The sequence below is a fragment of the Streptomyces sp. NPDC001450 genome, assembly GCF_053597295.1.
In genome coordinates, this window is the sequence record NZ_JBSFHY010000001.1 from 32,544 (window position 1) to 47,148 (window position 14,605).

14 protein-coding genes are annotated in these 14,605 nt (G+C 71.2%); 5 read left to right on the top strand and 9 right to left on the bottom strand.

The genetic code is table 11. The annotated features are described in order from the left end of the window. Positions 1-501: a hypothetical protein gene (locus ACWC5O_RS00165; protein ID WP_450590919.1), complete on the bottom strand. Its 501-nt coding sequence runs from the start codon at positions 499-501 to the stop codon at positions 1-3. Between the two features lie 70 nt (positions 502-571). Here ACWC5O_RS00165 and ACWC5O_RS00170 point away from each other — a divergent pair, with 70 nt between their 5' ends. Further along, complete coding sequence (locus ACWC5O_RS00170) at positions 572-1,966, top strand: M1 family metallopeptidase (RefSeq protein ID WP_450590858.1); 1,395 nt, start codon at positions 572-574, stop codon at positions 1,964-1,966. A 33-nt stretch (positions 1,967-1,999) separates the two neighbouring features. On the opposite strand, the gene ACWC5O_RS00175 is transcribed toward ACWC5O_RS00170, so the two are convergent. The 3 genes from ACWC5O_RS00175 to ACWC5O_RS00185 form a co-directional block, all read right to left on the bottom strand. Next, entirely contained in the window at positions 2,000-3,556 is a 1,557-nt protein-coding gene (locus ACWC5O_RS00175; RefSeq protein ID WP_450590921.1) for a M4 family metallopeptidase, read from the bottom strand. A 300-nt stretch (positions 3,557-3,856) separates the two neighbouring features. Next, positions 3,857-4,090: a hypothetical protein gene (locus tag ACWC5O_RS00180; RefSeq protein WP_450590859.1), complete on the bottom strand. Its 234-nt coding sequence runs from the start codon at positions 4,088-4,090 to the stop codon at positions 3,857-3,859. After that, positions 4,078-5,019 carry a GNAT family N-acetyltransferase gene (locus ACWC5O_RS00185; RefSeq protein ID WP_450590860.1) on the bottom strand — a complete coding sequence of 314 codons (942 nt, stop codon included), beginning with the start codon at positions 5,017-5,019 and terminating at the stop codon, positions 4,078-4,080. The genes ACWC5O_RS00180 and ACWC5O_RS00185 overlap by 13 nt, the downstream gene beginning before the upstream one ends. Before the next feature lie 97 nt (positions 5,020-5,116). Here ACWC5O_RS00185 and ACWC5O_RS00190 point away from each other — a divergent pair, with 97 nt between their 5' ends. Then, on the top strand, positions 5,117-5,614 hold the full coding sequence (locus ACWC5O_RS00190; protein WP_450780868.1) for a hypothetical protein: 498 nt from the start codon (positions 5,117-5,119) through the stop codon (positions 5,612-5,614). A 55-nt stretch (positions 5,615-5,669) separates the two neighbouring features. Here the strand turns inward: ACWC5O_RS00190 and ACWC5O_RS00195 are convergent, their stop codons facing one another. The 3 genes from ACWC5O_RS00195 to ACWC5O_RS00205 all read right to left on the bottom strand — a co-directional run bounded on the left by ACWC5O_RS00195 (position 5,670) and on the right by ACWC5O_RS00205 (position 9,268). Further along, the gene (locus ACWC5O_RS00195; RefSeq protein WP_450590862.1) at positions 5,670-7,832 is read right to left on the bottom strand and encodes an NB-ARC domain-containing protein; all 2,163 of its coding nucleotides are present in this window, start codon (positions 7,830-7,832) and stop codon (positions 5,670-5,672) included. An 89-nt stretch (positions 7,833-7,921) separates the two neighbouring features. Further along, positions 7,922-8,449, bottom strand: coding sequence for a hypothetical protein (locus ACWC5O_RS00200; RefSeq protein WP_450590863.1), 528 nt, complete (start codon positions 8,447-8,449; stop codon positions 7,922-7,924). A gap of 243 nt (positions 8,450-8,692) precedes the next feature. Continuing rightward, positions 8,693-9,268, bottom strand: coding sequence for a TerD family protein (locus ACWC5O_RS00205; protein ID WP_381566969.1), 576 nt, complete (start codon positions 9,266-9,268; stop codon positions 8,693-8,695). Between the two features lie 151 nt (positions 9,269-9,419). On the opposite strand from ACWC5O_RS00205, the gene arfB reads away from it, so the two are divergent. Next, positions 9,420-9,857: an alternative ribosome rescue aminoacyl-tRNA hydrolase ArfB gene (gene arfB / locus ACWC5O_RS00210; RefSeq protein ID WP_389176606.1), complete on the top strand. Its 438-nt coding sequence runs from the start codon at positions 9,420-9,422 to the stop codon at positions 9,855-9,857. A gap of 136 nt (positions 9,858-9,993) precedes the next feature. On the opposite strand, the gene ACWC5O_RS00215 is transcribed toward arfB, so the two are convergent. Next, positions 9,994-10,566 carry a flavin reductase family protein gene (locus ACWC5O_RS00215; protein ID WP_450590864.1) on the bottom strand — a complete coding sequence of 191 codons (573 nt, stop codon included), beginning with the start codon at positions 10,564-10,566 and terminating at the stop codon, positions 9,994-9,996. 347 nt (positions 10,567-10,913) lie between these two features. On the opposite strand from ACWC5O_RS00215, the gene cdgB reads away from it, so the two are divergent. Next, entirely contained in the window at positions 10,914-12,569 is a 1,656-nt protein-coding gene (gene cdgB / locus ACWC5O_RS00220; RefSeq protein WP_450590865.1) for a diguanylate cyclase CdgB, read from the top strand. A gap of 117 nt (positions 12,570-12,686) precedes the next feature. After that, positions 12,687-13,607 (top strand): carbohydrate-binding protein, encoded by a 921-nt coding sequence (locus tag ACWC5O_RS00225; protein ID WP_450590867.1) that lies wholly within the window; start codon positions 12,687-12,689, stop codon positions 13,605-13,607. Here ACWC5O_RS00225 and ACWC5O_RS00230 read toward each other — a convergent pair. Then, positions 13,604-14,533 (bottom strand): 1-phosphofructokinase family hexose kinase, encoded by a 930-nt coding sequence (locus tag ACWC5O_RS00230; protein ID WP_450590868.1) that lies wholly within the window; start codon positions 14,531-14,533, stop codon positions 13,604-13,606. The genes ACWC5O_RS00225 and ACWC5O_RS00230 overlap by 4 nt on opposite strands. Between the last annotated feature and the right edge of the window lie 72 nt (positions 14,534-14,605).

Below are 14,605 nucleotides of genomic sequence, written 5' to 3' on the forward strand. Positions count from 1 at the left end.
TCAGGGCAGGCGGGGGAAGCGCGCCTGGAGCGTCCAGATCGCCGGGTTCTCCGCCAGGTCCTCGTGCAGGTCGGTCAGGTCGGCGAGGAGGTCGTGCAGGAAGTCCCGGGCCTCGCGGCGCAGTTCGGTGTGGGAGAAGGTGAGCGGGGCCTCCTCGGCCGGCATCCAGTCGGCCTCGACGTCCACCCAGCCGAAGCGGCGCTCGAACAGCATGCGGTCGGTGGACTCGGTGAAGTCCAGCTCCGCGTGCTGCGGCCGGGAGGCGCGGGAGCCCATGGGGTCCCGGTCCAGCTGCTCCACGATGTCGCACAGCGCCCACGCGAAGTCAAGCACCGGCACCCATCCCCAGGCTGTGGACAGCTCCCGGTCCGACTCGGTGTCCGCGAGATAGACGTCCCCGCAGAACAGGTCGTGCCGCAGCGCGTGGACGTCCGCGCGGCGGTAGTCGGTCTGCGGCGGGTCCGGGAAGCGGTTGGAGAGGGCGTAGCCGATGTCGAGCACGGAAGAGATGGTGTCACGACGACCGCCCCGCCCCTGCTCCGGTGCGGTCCGCCCGCCTAAGATCACTGACATGTCCAGATCCGCGCGCCTTGTCCCGGCGGTCGCAGCCCTGCTCGCTCTCGCCCTCACCGGCACCGCGTGCGACGGCGGGGTCCACGGCACCCCGGGGGCCTCCGGTGTGCGCGATCCGTACTTCCCGAAGGCGGGCAACGGCGGCTACGACGTCACCCACTACGCCCTCACCCTCGACTACAGCCCCGGCAGCCGCCACCTCACCGGCAAGGCCGTCATCACCGCCCGCGCCACGAAGGACCTGTCCGCCTTCGACCTCGACCTCGCCGGACTGGACGTCGACTCGGTCACCGTCGAGGGCAGGCCCGCCCGCTGGAACCGGGCCGGCCAGGAACTCACCGTCCGGCCCCACGACGACCTCGACAAGGGCGAGACGTTCAGCACCACCGTCCGCTACGCGGGCGAACCGAAGACCCTCACCGACCCCGACGGCTCCGAGGAGGGCTGGCTGCGCACCGCCGACGGCGCGCTCGCCCTCGGCGAGCCCGTCGGCGCCATGGCCTGGTTCCCCAGCAACAACCACCCCTCGGACAAGGCGACGTACGACATCACGGTCACCGTCCCGAAGGGCCTCCAGGCCGTCTCCAACGGAGAGCTGACCAGTCAGCGCACCGAGGGCGGCCGGACCACCTTCGCCTGGCACTCCGCCCAGCCCATGGCCAGCTACCTCGCCACCGTCGCCATCGGGCACTACGACATCACCCGCACCACGGGCCCGCACGGCCTGCCCGTCCTCACCGCGGTCGACCCCACCCAGGCCGAGGACAGCGCGAAGGTGCTCGCGAAGATCCCCGAGATCATCGACTGGGAGGAGACCAACTTCGGGCCGTACCCGTTCTCCTCCACCGGCGCGATCGTCGACCGCCCGGGCGACGCCGGCTACGCCCTGGAGACCCAGACCCGGCCCGTCTTCCCCGCCGACCAGTTCGACACCAGCACGCTCGTGCACGAACTCGCCCACCAGTGGTACGGCGACTCGGTCACCCCGAAGAGCTGGCGGGACATGTGGCTCAACGAGGGCTTCGCGACGTACGCCGAGTGGCTGTACGCGGAGGACTTCGGCGGCAAGAGCGCCCAGCAGACCTTCAACGACCTGTACGAGGGCGACCACGAGGAGATCTGGGCCTTCCCGCCGGCCAAGCCCTCCAGCGTCGCGCACATCTCCGACAGCCCGGTCTACGAGCGCGGCGCGATGGTCCTGCAGAAGATCCGCCAGAAGGTCGGCGACGACACCTTCTACGACATCATCCAGGGCTGGGCCGCCGCGCACCGCTACGGCACCGCCGACACGGCCGACTTCACCGCGTACGTGGAGAAGAAGGCCCCGGACAAGGACTTCGGCGAGATCTGGAAGGACTGGCTGTACGGCGACGGAAAGCCGGACCACCCGTGACGGGCGGCCCGGCTCTCATCGCCGTGACCCCGCTTAGTTGACGTTCACGGCCTTCCAGGCCGCAGCCACCGCGTTGTACTCCGCGCTGCCCGAGCCGTACAGGTCGGCGGCGGCCTGCAGGGTGCCGGTGCGGGCGCCCGCGTAGTTGGTCGTCGACGTGAAGTACGTGCTCAGGGCCTTGTACCAGATCTGGTCGGCCTTGGCCCGGCCGATGCCGGTGACCGTGGAGCCGTCGTAGGTCGGGGAGTTGTAGGAGACGCCGTTGATCGTCTTGGCGCCGCTGCCCTCGCTCAGCAGGTAGAAGAAGTGGTTGGCGACGCCCGACGAGTAGTGCACGTCGAGGCGGCCGACCGACTTCGACCAGTAGTCGGCGGAGCGGCCGTCCTTGCTGGGCTTGTCCATGTAGCGCAGCGGGGTGCCGTTGCCGTTGATGTCGATCTTCTCGCCGATGAGGTAGTCACCGGGGTCGGAGGAGTTGTTCGCGAAGAACTCGACCGACGTGCCGAAGATGTCGGAGGTGGCCTCGTTCAGACCGCCGGACTCGCTGCGGTAGTTGAGCTTCGCCGTGGCCGCGGTCAGACCGTGGCTCATCTCGTGCCCGGCGACGTCGAGCGAGGTCAGCGGGTCGGCGTTGTTCGTGCCGTCGCCGTACGTCATGCAGAAGCAGTTGTCGTCCCAGAAGGCGTTGACGTAGGCGTTGCCGTAGTGGACGCGGGAGTAGGCGGCCTTGCCGTCGCCCGCGATGCCGTTGCGGTTGAACGCGGACTTGTAGAAGTCCCAGGTGACGGCGGCGCCGTAGGCGGCGTCGACGGCGGCGGTCTGGCGGTTGGTGACGGTGCCGTCGCCCCAGACGTCGTCGGCGTCGTGGAAGAGGGTGCCGGTGCCGGACGTGCCGCCGTTCAGGTCGTACGTCTTGTGGCCACCGCGGCCGCCGTCGATGAGGTCGTAGCCGCCGGAGCCGGAGGCGGTGGTGCCGATCGTGACCGTGCCGCTGTACTGGCTCGTGCCCGTGCCGGTGTCGATGCCCTCGTAGGAGTAGAGCTTCTTGCCGCTCTGCGCGTCGGTGATGACGTGCAGCTCGCTCGGGGTGCCGTCGTGCTGGAGGCCCTTGACGACGGACTCGTAGGCGAGGACCGGCTTGGCACCGGCCGCCCAGACGACCTTGCGGGAGGTCGAGGCGGTGGCCTTGGCGGTGTCGGCGGCCTTGAGGGCGGTCTTCTTCGCGCTCGCGGGGGAGACGGCCGCGGTGGTGGTCGGCACGGATATCCGCGCCTTGACCGCCTTGTCGACGCCCTTGAGGGAACCGTTCTTCGCCACGTGGGTGACCAGGTCGCCGCCGAGGACGGGGAGCCCGGCGTACGTCCGCTCGTAACGGGTGTGGACGGTACCGTCCACGTCCTTCACCACGTCCCGGACGACCAGCTTCTCCTTGGCGCCGAGGCCGAGCTCCCGGGCCGCCGCACCGGCGTGCCGCTGAGCCGACTCGATGGCGGCGGCGCGGGCCGTGACGCCGAGCGGGAGGGCCGTGGCGCCGGGGGTGTGCGTGGGGGCGGCGGTGGCGGCGCCGTTCTGCAGCGCGAGGACGACCATGGCGGCCGAGCCGACCAGGGCGGCGGCGCGCACGGCGGTCTTGCGGGGAGCGTGGGGCTGCTGTCTCACTCGATCTCCTTCAGGCTGGTCTCCGTGGGGTTGGAGACGCAGGCGGGACACAGGGGATGCACAGAGTTGCGGCGGCGAGGAGAGAGTGACATCAAGAACGGCCTGTTTGACAGGCCGCCGACAAGACTTTACGTGTTTGTATCCGAAAGACGTGGCCTGGCATCCGATATGCGGACATGGGGGATCAGAACACAACTCCCCTTAGATCCAGCGCTTTTGACGCCCGCAGCGTCACACCTCGCGCGCCGGCTCCGCCCGCATCGCGGCCCGCGCCGTCCACACGGCCTTCGCATGCCGGAGCCGGTGTCCCTGCAACTCCGGTGTGCGCAGCGCCGGATCACCGGCGGCGAACACCTCGAGCAGCTTCAGCAGGGAGACCCGGTGCATGTCCTCGTACGCCGGCCGGTACTTGGTCAGGCAGGTGACACGGCGCTCCCCACGCCACAGACCGCTCAGCCTTCCCACTCGTCCAGCAGCCGTGCGAGGTCCGGCGGCCACACCGGCTCGGCCTCCTCGGCCAGCTCCCGCCTGCTCCACCAGCGCCAGGTGAGGATGCCGTCGGCGGCGTGCGCGGCGGCGAGGGCGGGGCCGGCCGGTTCGCGGTGGGGGCCGTGGGTGACATAGATGTGCTCGTGCTGGCGGACGGGGGTGCCCGAGTGCGTGAAGTCGTGCTCCCAGGTGCACAGGAGGGGACCCGGCTTCAGGTCGGTCCAGCCTGTCTCCTCGGCCAGCTCCCGCAGGGCGCCCTCGATCGGCCCCTCGTCCGCCTCCAGGCCGCCGCCGGGCAGGGCCCAGTGGACGCCGACCTCGACGTTGTCGTAGCGGAAGAGGAGCACCGCGCCTTCGGGGTCCACGACGGCGACGCGGGCCGCCTGCCGGGGTGTCCGCAGTACCTTGCGCAGCACGGCGCAGGGGCGGCCGTGGGCGCGGTCGGGGCGGTGGTCGATGACCTCGTAGCCGAGGGCGGTCCAGAAGGCCAGCCCCTTGGGGTTGTTGTCCAGGACGGCGAGCCGAACGGCTCGGCGCCCGGCGGCGCGGAAGCGCTCCTCGACCAGCGTGGCGACCCGCCGGCCGTACCCCTTCCCCTGCTCGGCCGCGTCGACCATCAGCAGCCCGATCCACGGGTCCGGGTCGGCCGGGTCGGGGTGCCGCGCGAGCGTGATCACGATCCCGGCCACCCGCCCCTCGCTGCGGGCGAGCAACACCTCGACGTCCGGATGCGCCAACTCGTCGGCCAGCGCGGCCGCCACCTGCTCGGGCCGTACGTCGTCCGGGTCGGGGAAGTCGCCGCTGAGCGCATGGAACTCGCGGTTGGAGGCGTACAGGGCGGTGAGCTCGGTGAGCAGCTCGGCGGGGAGGGAGCCGTCGGTCGACGAGAGCCGTTCGAGGAGCATGACGGGACCCTATCCACTGACCGGCCGCTTCTGGGGTCACCGGGGTGCTGGATAGATTTCCGCAGGAGCCACACCATGTTCGGGGAGACGGAAGACGATGACGACCCAGCCACCGCCGTACGGCAACCAGCCCGCCTACGGCAACCAGCCCGCCTACGGCCAACAGCCCGCCTACGGCCAACAGCCCGCCTACGGCCAACAGCCCGCCTACGGCCAACAGCCACCGCTCCCGCCGGCCACCGCTCAGCCGGGCTTCGGCCCCCCGCCGCCCCAGTACGCCTACACCCCGGCCGCACCCCCACCGCAGGCCAATGGCCCGGAGTTCATGGCGGTCGACCGCCACAACTCGATCGTGGTCGACACCCAGGGTGTGGCCTTCGAGGACCACGGCATGTCCGTCGACTTCCCCTGGCAGGAGATCCGCAGCGTCCACTACAAGGCGAGCCCGTCCGGCAAGGCCCTGATGGTGGCGGTGGTCCTCCCGGACGGCCGGTTCTACGAGTGCGTGGTCGAGGCGAAGCCGAGGGCGCGGCTGGGGGAGTGGTTCGCCCAACTGTCCGCCGTGCTGGGTTATTACCGGCCGACGGGCTGGTAGGACTCGGGACAGGGCGAACCGCTGTGAGACCGAACCTGTCGCGCGAACCGAACGCTCATCGCTTCCTGGCGCGCTCCTGCCAGTGCGCCAACTCCTCACGAGTGGCCCGTACGTCAGGATGATCCGGGTCGAGGACGCGGATCTGCTCGTTCAGCAGGTGCGTGAACGAGACCGCCGCCCCGGCAGCGTCTCCGGCCCGGCCGCGCCAGTGGGCGTGACCGTGGTGAGCGGCGAAGACCTTGAGCCAGTTGGAGCGAACAGTCGCCTCGTTCCCGTACGGCCCGACCCGCGGCTGAAGGTCGCCGCGGCCGCCCAGTACGCGGATCAGGTCGTTCAACAGCGTCTCGTACACCGTCGCCGCCCCGTACGCGTCCCCCGATTCGCCTTTCAGGCGGGCGAGCTCGGCACAGGTGTCCAAGGCCCAGGGGGAGTCCGTGCCGAACGTCCGCTGCTGCAGCGGGAGCAACTCGGCGTACGCCGCCGCCGCCCCGGCCGCATCACCCGCCGCCTCGCGCCAGCGGCCCAGCGCCGCCCGGGTGGCGAACGTACGCGCGTGGTGGGGGCCGAACACGCGGCTCTGCTGGTCGAGGAGCGCGGCGTACGCCGCCACGGCCCCGTGCGCGTCGCCGGACTCGCCCTGCCAGTGAGCCTGCCGGGCGCGGGCGGCTTCGAGGCTCGGGGAGTCGGGGCCCTGGCGGCGCAGCACCTCACCGGCCAACCACTCGAAGTAGTCCCGGGCCCGAGCCGCTGACCGGCCTGTTGTGCCGTGGAGTTCGCCCGTGCGGAACAGCAACTCGTGGGTGTCGGGGTGCGGGTCCCCGAACAGTTCGTTGAGGGACACACCCAATACGCCGGTTGCAGGAGGGGCGAACGGTGACCAGAGCGCGGCTGCGGCGTGTGCGCGCAGCACGTCGGCGGCGCCGGCGAGCACCGGGACGAAGGCGGGATCCGCGCCGTGCGTGTCGGCGGCCTCGACCCACGCCGACGCGACCGTCCGGGCCAGCCCCCGGATGCGGTCGGCGGACAGTCCCTCGCGTACCGACCGCTGCAGCACCGGATGCACGCGCACTGCCCGGTACGGATCGCCCGAACCGCGGGGTGCGTGGTCGATCAGCCCCAGCCGGTCCAGGACGCCCAGCGCCGCCGTGATGTCCTCGCCTCGCGGCAACTGCCCCGGCACCGGGGCGGCGCGGTGCTGCTGGACGTACTCGGCGCAGGCCCGGCTGGTGAAGACGGACTCCGGCGCCCCCTCCACAGGCAGCAGCGACGCCACCTGGAGCAGGGGGCGCGCCAGGTTGGCCGGGGGCAGCCGGTCGGCCCGGTCGAGCAACGACCGCCACGCCTCGGTCACTGCGACGCCCTGCCCGTCGGGCAACGCGCCCGGCCCCGGCAGGAGTCCGGCGAGCGGGCACCCCCGACGGACCCCGCTCCACTCGTCCGGCCCGCCCAGCAGGTCGTACTCGCGCAGCAGGCCGAGGTAGGTGCCACAGTCCTGTCCCGCGCCGGCGAGATGGGCTGCCGCCTGGGCGAGCGCCAGCGGCAGGTAACCCAACTCATGGCCGAGGGCGCCCAGGTCGCCGACCGGACCCGGCTCGCGGCCGTATGCGGTCAGCACCTCGGAGAGATACGTCGTCGCCTCGCCCGGCGTGAATCCGTCCACCGGGACCACCACGCGGTTCAGGCCCGGCTGCGCCACGTCCCGGCGCCGGGACGTGATCAGCACCTGGCCGCCCGGGTTCTCCGGCGGCCACAGACCTCTTAGGTCCTCGGGGTCGGCCACGTCGTCGAGCACGATCAGCCAACGCCGTCGCGACCCCTCGGCACCGGGCCGCAGCCAGGCGAGGAACGCCTGCGCCGCCTGTTCGGCAGCGGCCGCACTCGAGCCGCCCGCCGCGTCCGACCCGGTGATCTCGGCGATGGCCTGGGCGTACCCGGCGACGACAGCATCGCGGTCGGCGGCCGTGACCCACAGGAGCAGGTCGACTCGCCCCTCCTGCCAGGCGGCGCGTGCGAGCCTGGCGGCCTGCTGTGTCTTGCCCACGCCCGCGGTACCGACAAGCACCGTGCAACGCTCGGCGAGTGAGGCGCGTTCGTCGAGCGCGGGGCGCGGCCGGAAGCAGCGTGCCTCACCTGGAATCACTCCCACCTGGAGCGGCCAGGACGCCGGAGGACGGGAGTTGGCGTAGTACGAGACCTGGTCGGCGTGCCCGACGGCCATGCCGTGGTGACTGGCCTGGACGACGTACGGCGGCGATGAGGGAGGGATGGTTGAGGAGAAGTGAGGGCTGGTGTCGTCAGCCGGTCCGTTCAGCCCTGGGACGGAGCCGGCGGTGGAGGGGGGCTCATCTGCACTCCCCCGTGGATCACCCCGGCGGCCACAGAGCCGTTCTCCGCGCTGATGTTCAGGTCCCCGCCGACGGCGAGCCCGCCGTCCCCGGCCGCCGTCCCGGGTGGCCTGCGCCCGTCGAGCAGCGCCCGCAACTCGGTGGCAGCCCGCTCCCGTTCGGCCTCCGTGAGGCTCTCCAGCAGATTCTCGAACCGGGCCTGCCAAAGGGCCTCCTGCCGGATACGGATCCGCTCCGCCGACGCGCCGCCGTCGGCGCTCCCCGGCTCCGCGGTCGCGAGGTCGGCCGCCGTCTGGTCCAGGCGCGCCAGCTCACCGGACTCCCGCCCGGCGTCCCCGCGCCCGAACCAGGTGGCCACGCGCTGACGGAACGCCGCCCATGCCTCCGTACCGGCGGCTTGCACCACCGCGGTTCCGCCGGCTGTCGCCAGCCCCACCAAAGCCTCCGGCAGCACGCGCAGCCCCCTTCCGTGCAGGTCGCCAACGATCACGTAGATCCTATCCGCGGCGCCCTTTTTGACGCCGGGCGTTTTCCGCACGAGAGATCCACATGCACACCGGCTGGTGTGGCGAGCAGATCAGTGCGGTCACTGCCCGGGTTCTGCAGCGTCCTCGCCCCGACCGCCTGGGCGGCCTTCGTGCCGTACGCGTCCGGGAACTGACCCGGACGCCGGAGCCCCGGCCGCAGCGCACCACAGCCAGGGGCTCCCGCTCAGCGAAGCGTCTTGCGTCCGTCAGACGTTCACGCCGAAGTCCTGGGCGATGCCCACCAGACCCGAGGCGTAGCCCTGGCCCACCGCGCGGAACTTCCACTCCGCGCCGTTGCGGTACAGCTCGCCGAAGATCATGGCCGTCTCGGTGGCGGCGTCCTCGGAGAGGTCGTAGCGGGCGATCTCGGCGCCGCCGGCCTGGTTGACGATGCGGATGTAGGCGTTGCGGACCTGGCCGAAGTTCTGGCCGCGGTTCTCGGCGTCGTAGATGGAGACCGGGAACACGATCTTGTCGACGTCGGCCGGGAGCGCGGCCAGGTTGACGTTGATCGCCTCGTCGTCGCCCGCGCCCTCGCCGGTGCGGTTGTCGCCCGTGTGGACGATGGAGTTGTCCGGGGTCTGCTTGTTGTTGAAGAACACGAAGTGGGCGTCGGAGTACACCTTGCCCTGCGTGTTCACCGCGATGGCGGAGGCGTCCAGGTCGAAGTCCGTGCCGGTGGTGGTGCGGACGTCCCAGCCGAGGCCCACGGTGACGGCGGTCAGGCCCGGAGCCTCCTTGGTGAGCGAGACGTTGCCACCCTTGGACAGGCTTACAGCCATGATTGGGAGTCCCTTCCCTTTTAGGTTTCTGTGCCGACGAAGCTACCGTCACCGGGGAGAACGTCGAGGGGGGTCCCGATGGTTCCGGATCCCTTTACCGTTTTTACCCAAAGGGAAAACCGGGTGACGTGAGGCGGGCTGGAGCGGGAACATGGGATGCATGTCCGGGCCCTACCTCATCCGCGGCTCGGTCTCGCTTCCCGAGGCCGAGCTGACGTGGCGTTTCTCCAGATCCTCCGGGCCCGGCGGGCAGCACGTGAACACCAGTGACTCGCAGGTGGAGCTGCGCTTCGACCTCGCGGCCACCGAGGCGCTTCCCGAGGTGTGGAAGGAGCGGGCGCTGCAGCGGCTGGCCGGGCGGCTGGTCGACGGGGTCGTGGTCGTACGCTCCTCCGAGCACCGCTCCCAGTGGCGCAACCGCGAGACAGCCGCCGTACGCCTCGCCGCCCTCCTCGCCGAGGCCACCGCACCCCCGCCCAAGCCCCGCAGACCGACCCGCATCCCGCGCGGCATCAACGAACGCCGGCTGCGGGAGAAGAAGCAGCGCTCGGACACCAAGCGGGGAAGGTCCGGCCGCGACTGGTCCTAGCCCCTCCGGGCCGAGAGCGGCTTCGGGCCGAGAACGGCTTCGGTATTCCCGGGGGCATCTCTTCGTGACGAGCGGTCATCCGTGCACATTAAGCGAAGGTGTTCACGGCAACACCACGGAATTCCGGTGCGCCCGATTACCCCAACTGCCGGTAGCGGCCCCGGAAATACAGCAGCGGACCGCCCTCCGCGCCCGGCACCCGCGCGGTCAGCACCCGGCCGATGACGAGTGTGTGGTCCCCGGCCGTCACCCGCTGTTCGGTGCGGCACTCCAGGGTGGCCAGCGCGCCGCCCACCAGCGGGGCGCCGGAGACCTCCCCGCGGACGTGGGGGAGGCCCTCGAAGAGCAGACGGTCGCTGATGCGGCCCTTCATGGCGAAGCGGCCGGCGACGTGGCGCTGGCTCTCGGCGAGGACCGAGACGGCCCACAGCGGCTGCTCGTCGAGCAGGTCGTCCATGCGGGCGCCCGTGCGCAGGCTGACCAGCACCAGCGGCGGGTCCAGCGAGACGGACATGAAGGCCGTGGCGGTCATGCCGACGTCCTCGCCGCCCGGCGCGGTAGGGTCGTCCGGGTCCAGCGGCGGCTCCTGCGCGGTCACCAGGACCACGCCCGCGGCCAGCCGGGACATCGCGGCCCGGAACTCGTCGTTGCTCACCCCCTCAGCATGCCCGGAAGCTGGTGTGGCGGTGAGTGAGGGAGTGGTCAGCACGCCGGAGACGCTAATCTCCGCCCCGTGCGTGCCGCATCGGGCCCTGGGCCGAATCGGGTCCTAGGACTCAGGGACCATGGGCGGCCGGTGGTGTGCGCATCATGTGAACACACTGGCAAAGCCCGCGTTCGGTAAACGCACAGGGAAAACGCCGAAACTCTACTCAATTGTTCACGTTCTTCTGTGACTTGAGTCACAAGGGGCAGGAATTGTTGACCCTGTGTACCGAGTGAGCAGCGCGCTGTGATTCAGTGGCGGGAAGCTAAGAACACGACAAGAACCACCGGGGTAAAGAAGCGCCGAAGACAACCCTTGATTCGCTGCGAGGTCTCGGGGGGAGGGCGAGCATGGAGACCGAGTCGGAGCCGTATGTCCGTCTTGCGTCCCTGCGGCAGCTGCACCAGGTCATGGCCGACATGAACACGGCACGCAGCCTGGCGGACACACTGCAGACCGTCTCCGACGGCGCGGTGAACGCTCTCGGGTACGAGATGGCGTGCGTCAACCTTGTACGCCCCGACGGCGACCTCGTCGTCGCCGCCTTCTCCGGCAACCCCGCCGCCGAGGCCCTGATCACCGGCCGGGTCGGCTCCCGTGAATCCTGGCTGCGCCGGCTGAGCATGGGCGAGCAGTGGGGCGACCTGGTGTTCATACCGCACACCGAGGGCTGGGTGCTGGACGACGACGACGTCCCGCAGTGGTACACCGACGGGCCCGCGCCCCGCTTCGAGGACGAGTGGCACCCCTCCGACCGGCTCTTCGCGCCCATGTACACGCCCGGCGTGCAGGGCGGCTCCTCCGGTGAGCTGCTCGGCGTCATATCCGTCGACCGGCCGCGCAACGGCCGCCACCCCGGCGCCTGGGGCCGCGAGGCCCTCCAGATGTACGCCTTCCAGGCCGCCATCGCGATCAGCAACGCGCGTCTGCGCTCCAACATGCAGCGCGCCCTGGTCCGCCTGGAGCGCGAGCAGCAGGCGCTGCGAGCCAGTGAGGAGAGCTTCAGGCAGGCGTTCGAGTACGCCCCGTCCGGCATGGCGATCGCCGAGATGGGCGGCGACCAGCACGGCCGGATCCTGCGCACCAACGACGCCCTGTGCCGCCTGCTGGGCCGCCCCGCCTCCGCGATGCGCCGCTACTCCTTCTCCGACCTCGTCCACCCCGAGGACATCGGCACCCTGCTCAGGACATCCGCCGAAGGCGGCCGTGCGGAACTCCGCCTCGGCCGTCGCGACGGCACGTACGTGTGGGTGTCCCTGCGCAACTCGGTCGTCGCGGACGCCGCCGACGGGCCCCGCTTCCTGCTCACCCACGTCGAGGACATCGAGGAGCGCAAGCGCCGCGAGCTGCAGCTCGCCCACCGCGCCTCCCACGACTCCCTCACCGGGCTGCCGAACTCCGCCGAGCTGCGCTCCCGCCTGTCGGCACGCCTCTGTCAGCGCCCGACCCACGCCGGCGCCCTGGAGTCCCTCGACGCGGCCTACGGCCACCCCGCCTTCGACACCCCCGCCGGCCACGGCTTCGACTTCGCGCCGGGCGCGGAGTCGTACGACGGCTTCGACCACCACGTCCACACCGTCGCCCCCGAGGACGACCACGACGACGGCACCAAGGGCCTCGCGGTCCTCTTCTGCGACCTGGACGGCTTCAAGTCGATCAACGACCGCTTCGGTCACAACGCGGGCGACGCGGTCCTGATCGAGGTCGCCCGCAGGCTCTCCCGGGGCGTCCGCGACGGCGACACCGTGGCGCGCCTCGGCGGCGACGAGTTCGTGATCCTCGCCGACGGCCTCGGCAAGGCCGACGCGCAGGACCTCGCCGTACGCCTGCGCAACGAGATCATCCAGCCCATCCGCGCCGAGGGACGGGCCGTCCGGGTGGGCGCCAGTTTCGGCATCGGCTGGGCACACTGCGGCATGACTGCGGACGAAGTGTTGAAGTCAGCCGACGAACGGATGTACGTAGAGAAACGATCTCGTCCCAAACAGCACCGGCGCGCCGGATGATCCGCAGGTCAGTGAGCTGATGCGGTCCGAGTCACCCGTTTGGGCCAGCCAGAGCGGGTAGGCTCGCCATTCCAGACCTGTACCGCATCCACCCGCACCTGCTGAGGAGACCAAGGGATGACGCCCGGCGAAAACAGCCCGAGCACGCCCGAGGACGACGACCCGTTCGGCTATCTGTACGCCGACGGTCAGGCCAGAGGAGCCCAGCCGCCGTCCGGCGGGTACGGCTACCCGAACTCGGTCAGCAGGGTGCGTTCGGTCGGCGAGCGCACGTACGGCGGGCCGCAGGCGCAGCCCGGCGTCCCGCAGCAGCAGGGCGCCTACGGCCAGCCGAACGCCCACTACCAGGCCCCGGAGACGCTCCCCGGCGGCGCCCCGACGAGCAGCCGGCCCGGGCCTCCGGCCCCCGCCCGCAGCGGCCCGAACACCAAGGGCCTGCTGATCGGCGCGATCGCGGTGGTCGCCGCGGTCGTCATCGGCATCAGCATGGCGATGCTCAATGGCAACTCGGACGACAACAAGTCCGGCAGCCAGGCAGGCGCGTCCCCCGCCCAGTCCCAGAACACCAAGCCGAGCCCGTCCGGCAGCGGCTCGGCGGCTCCGGGGGAGCTGCCGAAGACGGACGCGAACGCGCTGCAGCTGGCCGGCGGGGCGACTAAGTTGTCGGACGTCAAGGGCGCGCAGGCGGCGGGGGGCGTGTACGTGGGCGGCCTGAACACGGTCGGGTCCTCGGTGACCTGGACGTTCAACAACGTCCCCGAGCAGGGCGCGTACACGATCTTCGCGCGGTTCAACAACCCCGGTGAGGATCAGAAAATGACCCTCACCGTCAACGGCAAGCCCTTCGGCGGCAAGTTCAACCTGGGCAACTTCACCCACAAGTCCGACCCGGCGGAGGCCTGGACGGAGACCTACGCCTGGCCGACGCTGAACAAGGGCCCGAACACCATCTCGCTCTCCTGCCAGCCCGGCGACACGTGCGATGTCCTGCTGGACCAGCTCTGGCTGAAGAAGGGCCGGGTCAAGCGGGACAGCTAGGCCGCGCTGACCACCCCGCTCACCGCGACCCGCCCCCGCAACTCCTCGTACGCCGCCGAGTCGAACTCGCCCGCCCCGGCCGCCCGTACGGTCGCCGCCGACAGTGCGACCGCGCGGGTCAGGCGCTCCGGCCACGGCAGGTGTTCCACCAGGCCCGACAGCAGGCCCGCCACCGCCGAGTCGCCCGCGCCGGTCGGGTTGCCGTGGATGCGGGCCGGAGGGGTGGCGCGCCAGCGGCCCTCGGGGGTCGCTGCGAGCAGGCCTTCCGGGCCGAGGGAGGCGACCACCGCGTGGGCGCCGCGGCGGCGGGCGTCCTGGGTGGCGCGCAACGGCTCCTGGGAGCCAGTGAGTTCGGCCAGTTCCTCGGTGTTGGGCTTGATGATGTCGGGGCGGGCTGCCACCCCGCGGCGTAGAGGCTCACCGCTGGTGTCCAGGAGGACAGGGACGTCGGCGGCGCGGGCGGCGCGGATCAGGCCTGCGTATGCGCCCACCGGTACTCCCGGTGGCAGGCTGCCGGAGAGGGCCACTGCACAGGAGCGGGCCAGCAACTCCTCGTAGCGGTCCAGGAAGATGCCCCACTCGGTGGGGGAGATCTGCGGGCCCGGTTCGTTCAACTGGGTCGTGTCGCCGGAGCGCTCGTCGACGACGGCGATCGTGCGGCGGGTCGGCCCGGTGACCGGGACGAAGGCGTCCGTCACGCCGGGCGTGGCCGCCAGGTGCTCGCGCAGCACCTGGCCGGTCGCGCCGCCCGTGAAGCCGGTGACCGTCACCTCGTGTCCGAGGGCCGCCAGCACCCGCGCCACGTTCACGCCCTTGCCGCCCGGCCGCTCGATGACGTCCGAGACGCGGTGCGAGGCGTGCGGCCGCAGGGACCGTACGCGATAGGTGATGTCGAGAGCGGTGTTCAGTGTGACCGTGAGGATCACCCGGGCCGACCTCCCTCGAAGTCCTTACGCCATCGGTACCGGGGCCCCGATCATGCCAAACAGACGGCGGCC